16 protein-coding genes are annotated in these 17,146 nt (G+C 59.1%); 9 read left to right on the forward strand and 7 right to left on the reverse strand.

Going from position 1 to position 17,146, the window contains the following annotated elements; genetic code table 11:
* The first annotated feature begins 204 nt into the window (after positions 1-204).
* Genes AMM41_RS19385 through AMM41_RS19395 form a run of 3 tightly spaced genes read left to right on the forward strand, consistent with a single transcriptional unit; the run spans position 205 to position 4,736 of the window.
* Complete coding sequence (locus tag AMM41_RS19385) at positions 205-864, forward strand: Crp/Fnr family transcriptional regulator (protein ID WP_089963269.1); 660 nt, start codon at positions 205-207, stop codon at positions 862-864.
* 28 nt (positions 865-892) lie between these two features.
* Positions 893-2,119 (forward strand): ABC transporter substrate-binding protein, encoded by a 1,227-nt coding sequence (locus AMM41_RS19390; protein ID WP_228769366.1) that lies wholly within the window; start codon positions 893-895, stop codon positions 2,117-2,119.
* 1 nt (position 2,120) lies between these two features.
* Positions 2,121-4,736: a putative bifunctional diguanylate cyclase/phosphodiesterase gene (locus AMM41_RS19395; RefSeq protein WP_089963272.1), complete on the forward strand. Its 2,616-nt coding sequence runs from the start codon at positions 2,121-2,123 to the stop codon at positions 4,734-4,736.
* 9 nt (positions 4,737-4,745) lie between these two features.
* On the opposite strand, the gene AMM41_RS19400 is transcribed toward AMM41_RS19395, so the two are convergent.
* The 6 genes from AMM41_RS19400 to AMM41_RS19425 all read right to left on the reverse strand — a co-directional run bounded on the left by AMM41_RS19400 (position 4,746) and on the right by AMM41_RS19425 (position 10,379).
* Positions 4,746-5,150: a YkgJ family cysteine cluster protein gene (locus AMM41_RS19400; protein ID WP_019430691.1), complete on the reverse strand. Its 405-nt coding sequence runs from the start codon at positions 5,148-5,150 to the stop codon at positions 4,746-4,748.
* 27 nt (positions 5,151-5,177) lie between these two features.
* Entirely contained in the window at positions 5,178-5,792 is a 615-nt protein-coding gene (locus tag AMM41_RS19405) for a class I SAM-dependent methyltransferase (RefSeq protein WP_089963274.1), read from the reverse strand.
* A 583-nt stretch (positions 5,793-6,375) separates the two neighbouring features.
* On the reverse strand, positions 6,376-8,421 hold the full coding sequence (gene paaZ, locus AMM41_RS19410) for a phenylacetic acid degradation bifunctional protein PaaZ (RefSeq protein WP_089963277.1): 2,046 nt from the start codon (positions 8,419-8,421) through the stop codon (positions 6,376-6,378).
* A gap of 88 nt (positions 8,422-8,509) precedes the next feature.
* Positions 8,510-9,817 carry a Y-family DNA polymerase gene (locus tag AMM41_RS19415; protein WP_089963279.1) on the reverse strand — a complete coding sequence of 436 codons (1,308 nt, stop codon included), beginning with the start codon at positions 9,815-9,817 and terminating at the stop codon, positions 8,510-8,512.
* A 57-nt stretch (positions 9,818-9,874) separates the two neighbouring features.
* Positions 9,875-10,024 (reverse strand): hypothetical protein, encoded by a 150-nt coding sequence (locus AMM41_RS19420; RefSeq protein WP_194944885.1) that lies wholly within the window; start codon positions 10,022-10,024, stop codon positions 9,875-9,877.
* A 52-nt stretch (positions 10,025-10,076) separates the two neighbouring features.
* Positions 10,077-10,379 carry a hypothetical protein gene (locus AMM41_RS19425; RefSeq protein WP_089963283.1) on the reverse strand — a complete coding sequence of 101 codons (303 nt, stop codon included), beginning with the start codon at positions 10,377-10,379 and terminating at the stop codon, positions 10,077-10,079.
* A 134-nt stretch (positions 10,380-10,513) separates the two neighbouring features.
* Between AMM41_RS19425 and AMM41_RS19430 the strand changes: the two genes are divergently transcribed.
* The 6 genes from AMM41_RS19430 (at position 10,514) to AMM41_RS19455 (ending at position 14,141) form a co-directional block, all read left to right on the forward strand.
* Positions 10,514-10,960, forward strand: coding sequence for a type II toxin-antitoxin system RelB family antitoxin (locus AMM41_RS19430; RefSeq protein WP_089963285.1), 447 nt, complete (start codon positions 10,514-10,516; stop codon positions 10,958-10,960).
* Positions 10,957-11,259, forward strand: a complete 303-nt coding sequence (locus AMM41_RS19435) for a type II toxin-antitoxin system RelE/ParE family toxin (RefSeq protein ID WP_089963287.1) — start codon at positions 10,957-10,959, stop codon at positions 11,257-11,259. Before AMM41_RS19430 ends, AMM41_RS19435 begins: the two co-directional genes overlap by 4 nt.
* 186 nt (positions 11,260-11,445) lie before the next feature.
* Complete coding sequence (locus AMM41_RS19440; protein WP_194944886.1) at positions 11,446-12,510, forward strand: DUF533 domain-containing protein; 1,065 nt, start codon at positions 11,446-11,448, stop codon at positions 12,508-12,510.
* A 167-nt stretch (positions 12,511-12,677) separates the two neighbouring features.
* Positions 12,678-13,205: an SOUL family heme-binding protein gene (locus AMM41_RS19445; protein WP_158273319.1), complete on the forward strand. Its 528-nt coding sequence runs from the start codon at positions 12,678-12,680 to the stop codon at positions 13,203-13,205.
* An 87-nt stretch (positions 13,206-13,292) separates the two neighbouring features.
* Positions 13,293-13,643, forward strand: a complete 351-nt coding sequence (locus AMM41_RS19450) for an HNH endonuclease signature motif containing protein (RefSeq protein WP_228769367.1) — start codon at positions 13,293-13,295, stop codon at positions 13,641-13,643.
* Positions 13,644-13,658: 15 nt separating this feature from the next.
* A complete protein-coding gene (locus AMM41_RS19455) occupies positions 13,659-14,141 on the forward strand; it encodes a dihydroneopterin aldolase (protein WP_089963304.1) in 483 nt (160 codons plus the stop codon).
* On the opposite strand, the gene AMM41_RS19460 is transcribed toward AMM41_RS19455, so the two are convergent.
* Positions 14,101-16,536 (reverse strand): Ig-like domain-containing protein, encoded by a 2,436-nt coding sequence (locus AMM41_RS19460; RefSeq protein ID WP_089963291.1) that lies wholly within the window; start codon positions 16,534-16,536, stop codon positions 14,101-14,103. The two genes, AMM41_RS19455 and AMM41_RS19460, sit on opposite strands and share 41 nt — an antisense overlap.
* Between the last annotated feature and the right edge of the window lie 610 nt (positions 16,537-17,146).

Genomic DNA, 17,146 nt, shown 5'->3' on the forward strand with positions numbered 1-17,146 from the left:
CTTTTTTTATTGCGCCCAAAAACCGGCGCACATCACCTGAGCTGACCCGACTTCACCCAAACGGGCCTCCATGCCAGCACAGCTTTCATCTGAAGAGCGCCATGCGTCCGGTGCCGCACATATAAACATTGATTTATAAATAAAATAATAAAAACAATCGAAACAATAAATAGTCAATCAATGCTCAATCCATCAAAAAATTTGATGCTCAAACATTTGATCCAGGAAAAATACCTGCGACTCCTGCCCCACTTTCAGCTGGTGTGTCTGGAAACTGACCAACTGATTTTCAGACCGCACGAAAACATCCAATTTGTATTTTTCCCCGTCAGCGCCATCATCGCCATGCAAATTGACATGGCCAACGGTGCCAGTGCAGACATCGTGTTGATTGGCAAAGAAGGCATGGTGGGCAGTGGTGTCATGGGGGGCAACCAAAATTTCAGCCGCGCCAAGGTGCGCTTTGCCGGGTTTGCCTACAAACTTCCCCTGGGCTTGTTCCAGTCAGAGCTGGGACAAAACAACGACTTTCTCAAAATCTGGATGGCCACCACACGGCAAATGATTTTGCAAATTGCCATGCCCACCGTGTGCAGCAGCAAGCACAGCAACGAACAACAAATTGTGCGCTGGATCATGAACACGCTGGACAAAACCGAAGGACAAAGTCTCCAAATCACCCACCAGGAAATCGCAGACATTCTGGGCATACGCCGCGAATCGGTGACATTGGCGGCCGGCAAATTGAGCCAAGAAGGTTTGATCGAAGTCACCCGAGGCCAGTTGCGGGTGCTCGATCGACCGCTGTTGCAATCGCGTGCGTGTGATTGCTACCGATTCATGAATCCGGCCAACGCGCATTGATGGGCAAGCCACCCGCGAGACGTCACTCATGAACCCATGCCCTGGACCTTTGCGCAAGTGGGCTCAAAAATGGCTGCCCCGCCTTGTGACCTTGGCTGCAGGTGCAGGGGCCTTGACAGTCTGGGCACAAAGCGGTGTCAACCCCCATCTCGCCCCCGTGTGGATCGGGTTTGACGATGCCTACAGCCTCAAGACCAACACCTCGGCCATGGCCATTGAATGGGGCATTCAGGCCGCCATGGAAGAAATCAACAGCGGTGGTGGCGTCTTGGGTGGACGCCCCCTGAAACTGATCAGCACCGACAACAAAGGCCTGTCTGCACGCGGCAAGGACAATTTCGTCACCTTGGCCAAAACCCGGAATTTGGTGGCCGTGCTGACCGGTAAATACAGCCCGATCAGCGTCGAAATGTTGCCCGAGGCCCATCGCTTGCAGGTGCCACTGATCAGTGTTTGGGGATCGGCCGACCCCATCACGGACCACGAATTCAAACCGTCCTATTCGTTTCGCGTCTCACTCAAGGACGCCTGGGGCGTCGAGGCCATGGTCAAGCGCTTAGCCACCCGATACGGCGCACAACGCGCCTGCGCCATCTTGCCCAACACCGCCTGGGGAAGATCGGCAGAAAAAGTGATTCAGAAAAAAACGGAGCACGACAAAGTCAGCTTCACCGTGATCCGCTGGTACAACTGGGGAGATCTCTCCCTCAAGACCCACTACCAAAACTGCCTGGATGCACAAACCCAGGGCTTGCTCTTTGTCGGTAACGAAAAAGAAGCTGCCATTTTGATCAAGGAAATGGCCACGCACCCCAGCGCCATGCGATTGCCCGTTGTCTCCCATTGGGGCGCCGTAGGAGGCACCTTGCACGACATGGTCAAAGACGAGCTGAACTTGGTGCAAGTCGATTTCATACAGACCTTCACTTTCCATCAGAACAAACGGCCCCGAGCTGTTTATCTGGCCAACTGGATCTTGAAAAACAAAGGCATCAAAAGCCCACACGACATCCCCAGCGCCGTGGGGGCCGCGCATGCCTACGACACCGTGCACCTGATTGCCAGCGCTGTGCAAATCGCTCAAACCACTTCGCCCCCCAAAATCAGACAAGCCCTGGAAACACTCCCCCCCTTCAGCGGCGCGGTCAAGCACTACGCCCAAGCCTTCACCCCGCAACGGCATGATGCCCTGGACAAATCGCAAGTCCTGTTTGTCAAACTGACCCCCACGGGCCAATTGACAGCGCTGGATTGACATGGGTGAAGCAGCATCCATCAAGGCCCAGATCAGCCGCGATGTTTTTGGCTTGTTTGGCACCTACCTCATTGGCGTCACCAGTCTGAGCATCTTGTTGGCCAGCTACGGCATTTATGCTTTTCAACGAGAGGACTTCAAACACTACAAAGCCTTGATGTCGACCCGGCTGTCGTTTGAATTCAATTCTGCGGTCAAACAATCTGCCGACCTGGCCCAGTCCACCCAAGTCTGGACAGGTTTGACCGACTCCAGCGGACGCGGCCAGTACCTGGTGCCCCTGTTGACCCAGGCCAATCAAAACCCTAACAGCCAATTTGAACTGCTCGATTACCTGGGCAGACCTTTCGTGCAAGGTCAACATGCAACGAGCTTGGCTCTGACATCACAGACCAACATTCAAAAAACCATTCAAGACAGCCAGACCCATCTGCAACTCATCCAGCTGGGGCAACAAGATCATTTGAGCGTCAGCAGGCCGATCACTGCAGATTTTTCGGACAGCCCCATCGGGCTTGTTTTGCTTGATCTGGATCTGGGCAACATCGTGTCGGTATTGAATTTTCCGGAAGACCTGAAAGTGAACTACCAACTCAGGCCTTTTGACAAAGCGCCGGAGCTCACCGAGCACACCGAAGCTTTCGTGTTTGAGTGGCGCGATGGGGCCAGAAATTTTGCCCTGCACATTCAACTGCAACAAACGTATTGGTCTGCCTTCAAGTTTGTCTTGGCTGGTTTGCTGCTCTCTTTGAGCAGTGCAGGTTTGCTGTTGCTCGGGCTCAAACGGTGGACAAGGCTGTTTTCTGAACGCACCACGCTGCGTTTGGAAAACCTGGTTCAACTGGCCTCGGACATTGTGCAAGGCCATGGCATCAAAAGCATTGATGCCCACTCAGGTGATGAAATTTCCAAAGTGTCCGGTGCCTTGCAAAACATGCTGCAAAAGCAACAATTGGCCACCCAAAAATTGCAGGTTTTTTCAAGAATTTTTGAGACCGCTGCCGAGGCGATTTTGATCACCAATCCGCAGGGTTTGATCATGGATGTCAACACCGCCTTGACCGACATGACCGGTTACAGCCGACAAGAGCTGATCAACCAACCTGCAGGACGGCTGTACATCCAGGATCACAAGGACCTGGATGCCAAGATCATTGCCGACACGGTCCGACGCCTGGGCGCCTGGCGAGGAGAAACCTATTTCTTGAGCAAGCAACAATCGCAGTTGCCAGTGCTGCTGTCTGTGTCCGCCTTGCTGGGTGAGCATGGCGAAAGCCAAGGCCATGTGTCTGTGTTTTCGGACATTCGCGCCATTCGTGATGCCGAGAAAAAACTCAAAAATCTGCTGTGCGAGGACGTCCTCACGGGTTTGCCCAACTACAGAGGATTTCTTGAATACATTCATCAAAAAAATGGCGATGATGGGTTTGTCTTGCTGTTCATTGACCTTGATCATTTCAAAAACATCAACGACACATTTGGCCATGAACAAGGCGACGAAGTGCTCAGGCAAACCGCACAACATCTGAAATCAACCCTGCCTGAGGGCAATTTTTTGTGTCGCAGATCCGGCGACGAATTCATCGCCGTCCTGGACGTCAAGACGCCATGGCCCGCGTTTCAAGACACCTTGAAACGGATTTTTGAACCCGCACTCTTGACCCTCAACCACCTTGGCGCAGTGCAAGTCACAGCCACCTTCAGCGCAGGCGCAGCCGTCTATCCTGACCATTCCAGCAGCATCCATGAACTGCTGGTTTTTGCAGACACCGCCCTGCTTTTTGCCAAGGCATCAGGCCGCAATCAAATTCAATGGCTCAACGCCCAAATGATGTCGGTCACCCTGCGCAAAGCCAAAGTGGACAGCAAATTGGCCGGGGCCATTCGCGAAGGCAAAATCACACCGCACTACCAGCCTGAAGTGGACATGCTGACCGGAGAAATCGTGGGATTTGAGGCCTTGGCCCGTTGGTATGATGAGGAGCTGGGCGCCATCAGTCCGGCTGAATTCATTGACCTGGCCGAACAATCGGGCCTGATTGACCCCTTGACCCAAAGCATGTTCCAACAGGTGGTGCATGACAGCCTGGCCATCCGCCTGAAATTTCCCAAAGCCGTGATTTCTTTCAACTCCTCGCCCCAATTGCTGGCAGGAAAACGGCTCTTCACCATCCTCTCAGCGCTGGCGGCGGATTTGGAAAATGGCCTGGACGCCTTTGTGCTTGAAATCACGGAGTCGGATTTTGGTTTAAGTCCCCAAGAGCTGTCCATTCAACTGCAGTCCATCATGGGCTTGGGGCTTCGCATTGCCATCGACGACTTTGGCAAGTCCTATTCATCGCTGTCCCGTCTGTCAACTCTGCCCATTCAGAAACTGAAAATCGACATGTCCTTCACGGCTGGGCTCGATCGAAAAGAAAACGAAAAAATTGTTCTGGGCATTTTGGCTTTGGCCAAGTCCATGGAGCTTGAAGTCACATCGGAAGGGGTTGAAACCCGTTTCCAACGTGACACCTTGCTGCGTTTGGGGTGCAGGCAAGCACAGGGCTTCTTTTACAGCAAACCCATGCCACTGGCTGCGCTATTGTTGTTGCCGAGTCACTTGCTCATCGCTTGAGCAACACCCTCAGCGCGACTGCGCTTTGTTGCCGTAAGGACAATGGTTGGGACGTGGCCCCACCTGCGGGTGCAAGCGGCAAGTGTTGGGCCGTTTGTCGTACACCGTGCAGCGGCGGGTTTTGGCATCCAGAAACTGGCAGTCGCCGCTGGCACGGCGTGCCAAGCTGAAGATGCTGTTCTTGAAGTTGAAATGCTCGATCAAGCCGGCTTTGGAGAGGCGCTTGGCAATTTGTTTGGGGTCTTCGTGCTCGGCCTCAAAGGGGTCCACCAGCTCCAGCCGCACCAGATCGGCCAACTTGACCTCGACCGGCATGGTGCAGCAGTTGGCCGCACAGGTGTCACACAAACCGTTTTTGTAACGGGTCCAGGTTTCGCAACGGTCAACGTCAACGACGGCAATAGGGGATCTCATGGGCGGGATTATCCCGGATGCGCCAACTCACGCCGCTTGCGCTTGGCCCCAGTAGTGAAATGTCATCGGGCGCGGACCCGCCAGGTAGCCCGACTGGATGCTGGATGCAAAGCCTATTTCTTCCAACAAAGCAGGTATGTCACGCCCCAGCTGGCAGCCCCCAGCCAGCGGACCCCACAGCGGTTGCAGGCGGTCCTGCCATCGGCGCACAGCTTCGTCAGGTGCCCGGCCGTGTTCGCAAAACAAGAGCTTGCCGCCCGGCACCAGCACCCTGCGCATCTCGCGCAGGGCTTGTGCCGCATCCGGGATGCTGCACAGGGTGTAGGTGCAGACCACGGTGTCAAAGCTGGCATTGGCCGTGGGCAATTGCTCGGCCGACAAGCCCATCAGTTCCACTTCAATGCCTGCTTCGCGGCTGCGCTTTTGGGCCAAGCGGTGCATCTGCATGGCCGGGTCCACACCCACCAGGCGAGTGATGCGGGTTCGGTCGTAAAACGGCAGGTTACGGCCAGTGCCCATGCCGATCTCCAGCACACGACCCTGCGCTTGGGGCACCAACTGGCGGCGCTGCGCCTGCACCATGGGCAGGCCGCAGGCGATGTCGATCAGGTAGGGCAAGACGTAGCGGTCATAAATAGTCATGGCAATGGCCTCAGGCCCTGTGAAGGTTAAAGTGAAAGGATTGTCGACATGGACATTACCCTGCATTTTGTGGGAGCCTCGGCCTCGGGGCGATTGTGGGTGGTCTGCGGGGGTGATCGCGACGAGGGCGTCGCTCCTACAAGGGCATTACCCTGCATTTTGTGGGAGGCTCGGCCTCGGGGCGATTCTTGGTGGTCTGCGGGGGGATCGCGACGGGCGCGTCGCTCCTACGGGGAGATTGCCCCGCATTTTGTGGGAGCCCCGCCCTCGGGGCGATTGTGGGTGGTCTGCGAGGGTGATCGCGACGGGGGCGTCGCTCCTACAAGGGCATTACCCTGCATTTTGTGGGAGCCTCGGCCTCGGGGCGATTCTTGGTGGTCTGCGGGGGGATCACGACGGGGGCGTCGCTCCTACGGGGAGATTGCCCTGCATTTTGTGGGAGCCCCGCCCTCGGGGCGATTCTTGGTGGTCTGCGGGGGTGATCGCGACGGGGGCGTCGCTCCTACAACAAAAAAACGTTCATGCAGACTTCATCGGGCCTCATCAATTAGACGCCTGAAAGCGCGGCCTGCATGACCCAGTTTCAGCCCTTCTTGGCCACCAGCGTCAAGATGTCGTAGCTGGCCACCAGCTCGCCCAACTGGTTGGTCACTTCCACGTCCCAGGCGACCACGCCTTGGCCCACGCCGTTGGCGTCTTTCTTGTTGCGGTCGATCTTGCGTTTGGCGGTCAAGCGCGCCTGGATGGTGTCGCCAATGCCCACGGGCTTGACGAAGCGCAGCGTGTCCAAGCCGTAGTTGGCCAGCACCGGGCCGGGCGCGGGCGAAACGAACAGGCCGGCGGCTGCAGACAACACGAAGTAGCCGTGCGCGATGCGCTTGCCAAACGGTGAATCCTTGGCAGCGATCTCGTCAAAGTGCATGTAGAAATAGTCGCCCGACAGGCCGCCAAAGGCCACGATGTCGGCTTCGCCCACGGTGCGGCGGTGGGTGAGCAAGCTCTCGCCAATCTGCAGGTCTTCAAAGTGGCGGCGGAAGGGGTGAACCTCGGTCTCGATCAGCTTGGCACCGCGCATGTACTCGCCCGTGACGGCGGCGATCATGGTGGGCGAGCCTTGCAAGGCGGTGCGCTGCATCAGGTGCTTGACAGCGCGGATGCCGCCGAGTTCTTCACCGCCGCCTGCGCGGCCGGGGCCACCGTGTTTGAGCGGAGGCAGCGGCGAGCCGTGGCCGGTGGATTCCACCGCAGATTCGCGGTCCAGGATGTGCAGGCGGCCATGCAAGGCGGCTGCCACCGGGATCACGCGGGCAGCAATTTGCGGGTCTTTGGTGACCAGCGTGCCCACCAGGCTGCCTTGGCCGCGAGCGGCCAGCTGCAGGGCTTCGTCAATGCCGTCGTAAGGCATGAGCGTGCTCACGGGGCCAAAGGCTTCCACGTCGTGCACGCTGTCGGTTTGCAAAGGTTTCTGGCACAGCAGCAACGTAGGCTGGAAGAAAGCACCGCCCTCGACGCCCTGCCCCACTGGGCTGAAACCAGCACCGCCGCCAAACACCAGCTCGGCGCTTTGGCGCAGCAGGGCCACACGCTCGGCCACGTCGGCTTGTTGCGAATGTGAGGCCAGGGCCCCCATCTTCACGCCCTCGACCGATGGGTCACCCACCACCACTTTGGCCAGACGGGCTTTAAGCTTTTCGGCGACAGCATCCAGGTGCTGGCGCGGCACGATGGCGCGGCGGATTGCGGTGCATTTTTGGCCCGCCTTGACGGTCATCTCGCGGGCGACTTCTTTCACGAACAAATCAAACTCTTCGTCGTCGGGCGTCACATCGGGCGCGAGGATGGCGCAGTTGAGCGAATCGGCTTCGGCGTTGAAAGGAATGCTGTGTTTGACCACATTGGGGTGCACACGCAGCATGGCGGCGGTGTCGGCTGAGCCGGTGAAGGTCACCACGTCCTGGCCATTCAGGCGGTCCAGCAGGTCGCCCGTGGAGCCGATCACCAACTGGAGCGAACCGGCAGGCAAGATGCCCGATTGCTCGACCAAGCGCACCATGGCTTCGGTCAGGTAACTGGTGGACGAAGCGGGTTTGCCAATGCAAGGCATGCCGGCCAAAAAGCTGGGCGCGAACTTTTCCAAGAGGCCCCAGATAGGGAAGTTGAAGGCGTTGATGTGCACCGCGATGCCGCCGCGTGGCACCAGAATGTGCGTGCCCGCAAAGCCGCCTTTTTTACCCAAAGGAAAAGCCGGGCCTTCGTGGATCAGGTTGCCGCTGGGCAGTTCGTTGCTGCCCATGCTGGAATAGGCAAACAAAGTGCCCGCGCCGCCTTCGATGTCCACCCAGCTGTCGGCGCGGGTGGCACCCGTGTGGGCCGAGATGGCGTAGAGCTGCTCTTTGTGCTCACCCAAGTACTTGGCCAAGGCCTTCAGGCGCTGGGCGCGCTCTTGAAAGTCCAGCTTGAGCAGGTTGGGCAGGCCCACAGTGCGGGCATGGTGCACCGCGTCGCCAAAGTCAATGGCTTCGGCATGGGTTTGGTAAACCGTCTGGCCATTGAGGGCGCTGCGCAGATTTTGTGCGCCTTGCTGGCCGATCCATTGGCCACCGATGAAACTTTGCAGGACTTGGGACATGGTTGAGAGCTTTCTGTGAGGTTGATGCCCAATTTGCCAAATTAACCAACCGGGCGGTCGGCGAATTCTAATCGCTTTGCTTCTGACCTCAAACGTCCATCTGCACCGTGCACAAGTTGGCCCAATCGGTGGTGTAACCCGGCGTTTTGAAGTTCTGTTTCATGTGCCAGAGTTTGGCGGTGTGCCCTGCCCCCGCACTGGCCAGCTTGAGCGTCCCTCGCCCATAACGCTGGTTCAGCTGGTCCATGGCCAGCATCAGGCGCACGCGGTTTTCGGGCATGGTCTCGTCAAAGTCCAGGGTCAGTTGTTCGCGGGTGGCCGGTTGCAGGTCCATCAGCATCACGCCTGCTTTGGCGTATTTGTAGCCGGGTTTGTACAGGCGTTTGACGATGGCGTTGGCCGCCTGGGTGATGTGGGCGCTGTCGCTTGTGGGGCTGGGCAGGGGGATGCTTGCGCTGCGGCTGTATTGCGGGTCTTGTTGCCGGAAGGGGCTGGTGCGGATGAAGGCCATGATTTGGCCCGTGTGGCTGCCTTGTTTGCGCAGTTTTTCTGCGGCGCGGCAGGCGAATTCGGTGATGGCTTCTTGCAGCTCGATCAGCTCGGTCACCGGGTGGCCAAAGCTGCGGGTGCAGGCGATTTGTTGTTTGGGCGGGGGTTCGTCTTCGAACTCGATGCAGGGGGTGCCGTTCAGTTCGCGCACGGTTTTTTCCAGCACGACCGACCAGCCCGCTTTGGCGGCGGCCGGGTTCATGCGTTGCAGGTCGAGCGCGGTGTGGATGCCGTTCTCGCGCAGTTGCGCCCCGATCTTGCGGCCCACGCCCCACACGTCGCCCACTTCGGTGGCCTGCAGCAGGGCCTGCAGTTCTTCGGGGGTGCACGCGCCAAGGTGGCAGATTTGGGCGTGTTGGGCCGGGTAGCTGCCGGGTTTGCGTTCGGCGCTTTTGGCGATGGCGTTGGCCAGTTTGGCCAGGGTTTTGGTGGGGCCGATGCCGATGCAGGTGGGGATGCCGATCCATTGGTGGATGCGTTTGCGGATGGTGCGGGCGCGGCGCACCAGGTCGCCACGGATGCCGCTGAGGTCGACAAAGCTTTCGTCGATGGAATAGACCTCTTGCTTGTGGCCCAGGCCTGCGGCCAGGCTCATCATGCGGTGGCTCATGTCGCCATAGAGGGCGAAGTTGGCCGAGAGGGCGATCAGGCCGGCGTCGCGCTCGAGCTCGCGCAGCTGGAAGTAAGGCGCGCCCATTTTGATGCCCAGGGCCTTGGCCTCGTCACTGCGGGCAATGGCGCAGCCGTCGTTGTTGGACAGCACAACCACCGGCCGGCCTTGCAGCCAGGGCTGGAAGACGCGTTCGCAGGAGACGTAGAAGTTGTTGCCGTCGATGAGGGCGAGCATGGGGGGTGCCGAATACTGTATGGATGAACAGTATAACGAGACCTTGAGCGGTGGGGATCAGGTGATCAGCAGCGCGACCGTGATCCCGACCGCGATCAATTCGAGCACCAGATACACGGCGGTGAAGTGTCCAGCCTTGGCGTCTTGGATGAGTTTGCGGATGAAGGGCATGTTGAAAAAAGGAGCCCCCGGCACGACGATGGACACTGGCGGGTATTCATGACGGGTGACACGGCTCGCCGTCACGGCGCTTCAAATTTTATGATTGTTCCGCATGGGCAGGATGATCGTTCGTCCGTCCATCCCCGCTACCGTACCCCGCCACGCCACAAACTCCCCCGCCCAACTTCCAAGCCGCCCGCCCCAGGTACGCCATCCCGAGCGCGCCCATCGACAGCGTCAGACACCACACCGCCCAAAGCACCGCGCCCACCAGCTGGGCGTCGTTCTCGTTCGCGCCTTGGCCAAGTGCCTGCGGTACCTGGTCAAACATCAGTCCGCCGCCCGTGACGATGACGTGAAAAGTGAGAAAGGCCAGCAAGGCTTTGGCGTGGAAGTTCATCGGTGTCCCTTGGCTGATTTGTCCCGGGGACTGCCCCCCGCATCACATGGTGACAGACCTCGCCAGATTGCACGGCTCCTTGAATACCTGCACAATCAACCTTGTTTTCAAACGCAACGGACAAGGAGCCCATCATGCAAAGCATCACCCTGGAGCAGCTGCGTGCTGCAAACGACGCCGGCGGTGTGTCGGGCGTGACCCTGAAGGGGCAAGGCGGGGCGTTTCTGGTTCAGATCGACACCCGCAGCGGCTCCGGCGCCCTGCTGTCAAAGGCCCGCAGCACCGAGCCGCGCCGCTTTGGCAATCCTCTGGCGGCGTTCAATGTGTTGCGAGAAATTGGCATCACAGTGGGCCAGTTCGACGCGACCGACTACGACCCGGCCGACAAAGAACCGACTGCGGGTAACCGAGGCAGGGCCAACGCCATGCGCGGTGCACACGAAGCCGCCGCCTATAACCAGTGGCTGGCCAGCGAAATCCAGGCATCGCTGGATGACCCGCGACCAAGCATTGCGCACGATGACGTCATGGCCGACATGGCCGCCGAGCTGGATGCCTTGAGTCAGAAAATACGAGCATGACGCAGCCGCTTTTTCGCGTCGCATGGCGTCCGATGGCCCGCGAAGACTTGCGCGCCATCGTGCGCTACATCGGCAAGGACAACCCCACGCGAGCCCAGAGCTTTGGCCAAGAATTGCGAGACAAGACGGGGAGGCTGGCACAGCACCCACAGCTTGGTCGGCAGGGCCGGCCAGGTTTGCCCGAATGGTTGCGCGAACTGGTGGTGCACCCGAACGACATCGTGTTTTACCGCGTGCTGACCGAGAGCCGAACCGTCGAAATCTTGCGTGTGAAACACGCAGCGCAACAAATACCTTGAGGGGCATACCCTCTTCTTTTTCACCGATCCCCATGAGGCGCGTCGTTGTCAAAAGCGCAGCGCCTGCGCAAAGCGTGTCAATTCCCTTTAGCCACAGGTCATTGCCCCTCGCCAACAGGTACCCTTTTGGCCCCATGTGCTTGAATCGGTTTTTGTCTTCAACCCCATTCAATTCCTGCAAGTCACATGATCAACGCCCCCACCCAGCAAGCGCTTTTGGCCATCATGGTTCACGCCGCCATGGCCGATGGAGAGAAGTCCCAAGCCGAGCGCGACTTTGTGCGTGACCTGTCTTTGCAGCTCGACGAGCAAGGTGGCGCCAGGCAACTCGCCCAGGCTGTGCAAGCCGCGCTGCTGGGACGTTTGTCGGCGCAACAAGCCGCAGCGCAGCTGCAAGAGCCGATGCACCGCCAACTGGCCTATGAGTGGGCCACCGCCGTGTGCCACGCCGACGGCCTGTGCAGCCCAGCCGAGACGGCGTTTTTGCAGCGCCTCAAAACCGATTTGCAGCTGGGCGGTGCGGAGCCCGAGACCACCGCGCATACCCACGCCTTGGCACAAGCCGCTTATGCCGAAGAAGCTGCCGCGCCGCTGCACGCTGTGGCGACGGCCACCGCTTTGTCAGGCGTCGCCCTGGCCGGCGCAGTGGGCGCCGCATCGGCCGGGCCCCTGGCACACATCACGCCCGCTGAGCCTGCAGTGCCCGCCTCGCCCGCCGCCCCCGCTGCGCCCGCCGTGGACAACGCTGCCATCGACCGCTCCATCCTCAACTACGCCATCTTGAACGGCGCGCTGGAGTTGCTGCCCCAGTCCTGGGCGTCCATGGCCATCATTCCGCTGCAAATCAAAATGGTCTACCGCGTGGGCCTGGCCCATGGCGTGTCGCTCGACCAAGGGCACATCAAGGAGTTCATTGCCGCTGCGGGTGTGGGCCTGACCTCGCAATACATCGAAGAGTTTGGCCGCAAGCTGCTGGGCGGTTTGCTGGGCAAGGCGGGGGGCAAGCTGCTGGGCGGTATTGGCAGCCAAGCCACGGGCATGGCGTTTTCATTTGCCAGCACTTACGCGCTCGGCCATTTGGCCAAACGTTATTACGCAGGCGGTCGTGTCATGTCAACCGACTTGCTGCGCCAAACCTACCAAGGCCTGTTGAGCAGCGGCAAAACCCTGCAACAGCAGCACTCGGGCGACATCCAGGCCCGGGCGTCCACCCTGGATGCGGGCGAGGTGATGCGCATGGTCAGGGGCTGATCAAGCGTCCGCAGGCGTGCGCCAGCGGACCGAGGTGCACGCCTGAATTTGCTGTCATGACCCTACTCGCCAAATGAAAGACTCCGATGCGCTGGCTTTTTTCCCTCTTATCGCCCTTCTTACCACCCCTCTTATTTCCCGTCTTGTTCCTTTTGAGTGGATCCGCCATGGCCGTTGAAGAACCGCGTTACACCGTGCTCGTTTCAGACCCACCGTTTGAGGTGCGCCGCTACGCCGCCTTCACGGTGGCGCAAACGCAAATCCAGGGCGACTTCGATGCCGCCAGCCGCAGCGGCTTTCGGCGCATCGCTTCTTACATTTTTGGCGACAACCTGCAAGCCGGGCTGGGTGCGCAGCGCAAAATTTCCATGACCGCGCCCGTGACCGTGGTGCCAGACGACCAGGGTTGGCGCGTGCATTTTGTGATGCCGTCGGCCGAGAGCGTGCAGACCCTGCCCCAGCCGCTCAACCCGCAAATCCAGCTGCGCCCCGTGCCCGAGCACGAAACGGTGGCGCTGCGCTTCAGCGGCTTCACCACACAAGCGAGCATTCAGGAGCAGACCGAGCGCCTGCGGGTTTGGGCGCAGGCTCGCCAACTCAAGCTCAGCCCCACCGCCCAAATCGCCCGCTACGACGACCCTTTCACCCTGCCTTGGAATCGGCGCAACGAGATCTTGATTGACCTGATGCCCTGAAAGCAAGCGGGATCAATCGCCCTGTGCGGCCTGTGCCGTTATCGGTCTGTTGTAGCCTTGGGCGATGGTTCAAACAGTCTTGTTGCCGTGACAGGGCGCATTCGCAAAAAACTCATTCAAGCCCAGCTTGAAGCCCTGCCCGCACCGCGCAGCGACGCCGTACTGTGTCCGCTGTGCGAGCGGCCCATTCCGCCCAGCCAACAAGACGCACACCATCTGGTGCCCAAGTCCCACGGGGGCGCACAGACCGTGGTGCTGCACCGCATTTGCCACCGGCAAATCCATGCGCTGTTCACCGAGACCGAATTGGCCCGCACCTACGCCACGGTCGAGGCCCTGAAGCAACCCGAAGAGATGGCCCGCTTCATCCGCTGGGTGCAAACCAAGCCCGACGCATTTTTTGAAAAAAGCCGCAAGAATCGCCGCTTGAAAAGTTAAATCTTGATGACCCCCATGCACTTGCCCACATCACCCACCGCCAGCCGGATCGAGCTGAAAGACTTTCACCTGGCCACCCGCATCGGCACCTACGCCCCCGGCGACACCGTGCCCGAGTACCACGCGCTGGACTTGACGCTGTGGATCGCCCCCGATCTGGTGCTGATTCCCGAAGACGGCATGGCGCATGTGTTCGACTACGACCCGCTGGTGATCGAGATCGAACGACTGGCCGCCGACGGGCTGTACGAGACCCAAGAGCGGTTGATGACGCGCATCGTGCAGGCTTGCGCGGCTTACCCGGTCATTGAGGCGCTGGACATCGCCTTGCGCAAATTTACAGTCCGTGCGGGCAGCGGTTCTTTGGGCGTGCGTTCAAGCGTGGATGGCATGCAACTGGAGCGCATGCGGCAGCCGCTCAACCCGGAAAGCCAGATGCCGCCTGTAACCTCGCGCATCACGCCGAAATCACGGCCACACCGCCAACCAATTGGTTGAACGCAGCCAAGGAGTCAAAGGTGGTTGTAGAGCCAAAGAGAGTGACCTCCATAAAGCCCCCAAAGTTGGTGTCAGAGAACTGAATCAAGGTAGGGGCTGTGCCTTGGTCCAGCACCGCCGCGAGCGTCAGATCATTTTGGGCACTCACGTTGTTGAACTGGTCGTCGATGTATACCAGATCCCCCAACGCAAAGTTGTTCAACGCCACTTTCAGGTCTCCCAGCGCAATGCCGTCGTAGCCGGTACTGCTGTTGCCTCCTGTGGCGTCGTAGTCCTTGGCCACCAGCGCGTAGTTGCCACCCGCCAAGTCCAGCGCCACAGCGCTGCCCGATGGGCTGCCAATTCCTTCAATGTCCAGCCAGTTTTGTCCTGCCACCATCGCTGCGTTGCTGTTCATGAACTGTGACGCCACCGCGTTGGCCAAGACACCGGTACCCGGCGTGACAGTGCTGAAGTTCAGACTGCTGCTGCCGTTGTAGGCCTCTGTGGCCTGCCCCGATGTTTGACCCACAAAGGCACCTGCGTCAATTTCAATGTGGTAGTTGCTCGCCAGGTCCAGATCAAACGTAGGGTTGAGCGTGACCTTACCGCCAACGACGCTCACCTGCGTGCTGTCAGTGACGGCGATCAGCTGGGTGTGATTGCTGCTCTCACCACGGAAACCCGCTCCACCGTCGTCAACAATGCGGATGTACTTGCCCGTCTGAGCAGTCACCGAATCGCTGTACCTCAACACGATGTCCGAGCTCACGTCCAGGTTGCTCACGTTGTCCAAAGCGCTGGCTTGCAGCCTTGGGCGAAGGCCCGGTGTGGTGGTGTTAAGGTCGTAGCCGGTAACGGTCTCGATGGCCGCGTTCAGGTTGGTGTTGAGCGCGAGCTTGGCGTTGTTGGAGAGCACCGCGCCGTCGGCAAATATCAGCTTGTCGTTGAGCGCACCGTTGCCACCAATCACCTTGACGCTTTCGGTCTGGCCGTTAACGAGGCGGCTGAATGTCAGGACGCTACCGGCCACGCTTTTGCTGTAGTCGCCCCAGTTGCCACGCAGGTAAATCAGGTCGCTGCTGGCACCCAGCAAGGTGGCGTCCACGGTGCTGCCGTCACTCACGTACACCGTGTCCACACCGACACTGCCCACGGCCGTAAGCTTCATGCCTTGTCCGACAGAAGCAAAGGTCTCGCCGCTGCTGTCCAAGGCAAACGCTTTGATCGTGGCGCTCAGAGTGCTGCCCGGTGCAGCTGCCCCAAGCGGTGCCTGAGTCGTTTCGCTGCCCAGGCTGGGCAATTGGGTGCCGCTCCTGAGCAGGTTAAAAAGGTCCCAAGTACTGACACTGCCATCAGCAAACACCAGCAGGTCGCTACTGACCAGGCTGGTACCTCTGACCACTCGCACCAGCTCTCGGCTGGCACCGCTGCCGCGGTACAGCGTCATCACGTTGCCCGTGAGCAAAACACCATAGCTGGCATAGGCTCCATCAAGATAGACCTTGTCAGCGCTTGCTCCGCTGTTGGTGAAGTCAATAGAAGAGCCAGCACGAACGTGGATGGTGTCCACCCCCGTGGTGCCCGCTTGGCTGATGTACTGGCCTTGCAGACTCAACGGGCTGGCCTTGAGCTGGTAGTCCACATGGTTGGCACCCGAGCCGGCCAGCAAGAAGTATTTGGAGGTCAGCGTGGGGATGTCGACCGAGGCATTGATCTTGACAGCAAACGTCTGGCTGGTCACCGCCAGCCCGTCACTGACCGTCACAGTGAAGCTCTCGCTGGCGTTGCTGTCCAGCGCCTGTATGGCCGCACCATCGGGTGTGTAGGTCCAAGCTCCGTTGGCCTTGTTCACCATCAATGTACCGTACAGACCACCCAGGCTGACGGAGGTGCCAAGACCATCGACAACCCCTTGAATGCCGAAGATCAGCGCGTCGTTCTCGGCATCGCTGGCCAAGAGTGTGCCGCTGCTGATGCTGAAGCTGTCATTGCCAGCCGTATCTGTATAAGCCGCAGCGAGCGGTGCTGTGAGCGAAGGGGCAGTGTTGTAGCGTGTGACGGTATCGGTCGCCGTACTGCTCACGCTCTCTGCCTTGCCAAGGCTGTCTGTGTAACTGGCCACCACCGTGATGGCTTTGCCCACATCACCCTGCTGCAGGGTGTAAGTGCTGCCAGTGGCACCGTTGATGTTCACCCCAGCGGACTGCCACTGGTAACCGATCACGCCAAGTCCATCTGAATCGGCCAGCGTGTTCGTGGCGGTCAAGGTCTGGCCCTCGGTGGCTGTGCCACTGATCGTGACGCTGCCCGTGGGAAGGTCGTTAACGTTGACCACGGCGCTGGTCGCCGCGCTGATCACACTCTCGGCCTTGCCGAAGCCGTCGGTATAGCTCGCCACAACGGTGATAGTCATACCAATCTCAGCTTGGGTCAGAGTCAAATTCTGTCCAACTTTGATCGGGACTCCAGAACCACTGGAATACCATGTGTAGGTGATGGGACCGAGTCCATCAGGATCGGACAGCGTATTTGTTGCCGTGAGGGTCTGCCCCTCGCGTGCCAATCCAGTTATGGCAACGCCCCCGGCGAGGGGCGCATTAAATTGAATGAATAAATCTCCAGACAATGCCGTCGAGTCGCCGAGCGATAAATTGGACGCAGCAGAGGTAAAGCTATAGGCAGCACCGTTGTTCGATATTCCGCCTTCAATCACCCAATCATTAGCAAAACCACTGACGTTTTTTGAAACAACCGTCCAACTTGAAGCACCGACGTCAACAGCTATCAACTGCTGAACACCAGTCTGCCCAACCAGATCTGGGGAATTGCTGAGTAAAACTGCTTTGGACCCATCTAGACTAACTCCAGCCAAGGTGGCTCCAGACACAATCTCCCCAACCCCTTCTGGTTGAACTCTAGAGATTGAACTGGCGATGCTTCGAAAGAAAACATCCGATGCATTGTTTGCGTCGCCGACGATCAAATTATCTGCCTGGCTATCAAAAAAAACACCCGCAGTCGTT

The organism is Limnohabitans sp. 2KL-3 (assembly GCF_001269405.1).
In the GTDB taxonomy this organism is placed as follows: domain Bacteria; phylum Pseudomonadota; class Gammaproteobacteria; order Burkholderiales; family Burkholderiaceae_C; genus Limnohabitans_A.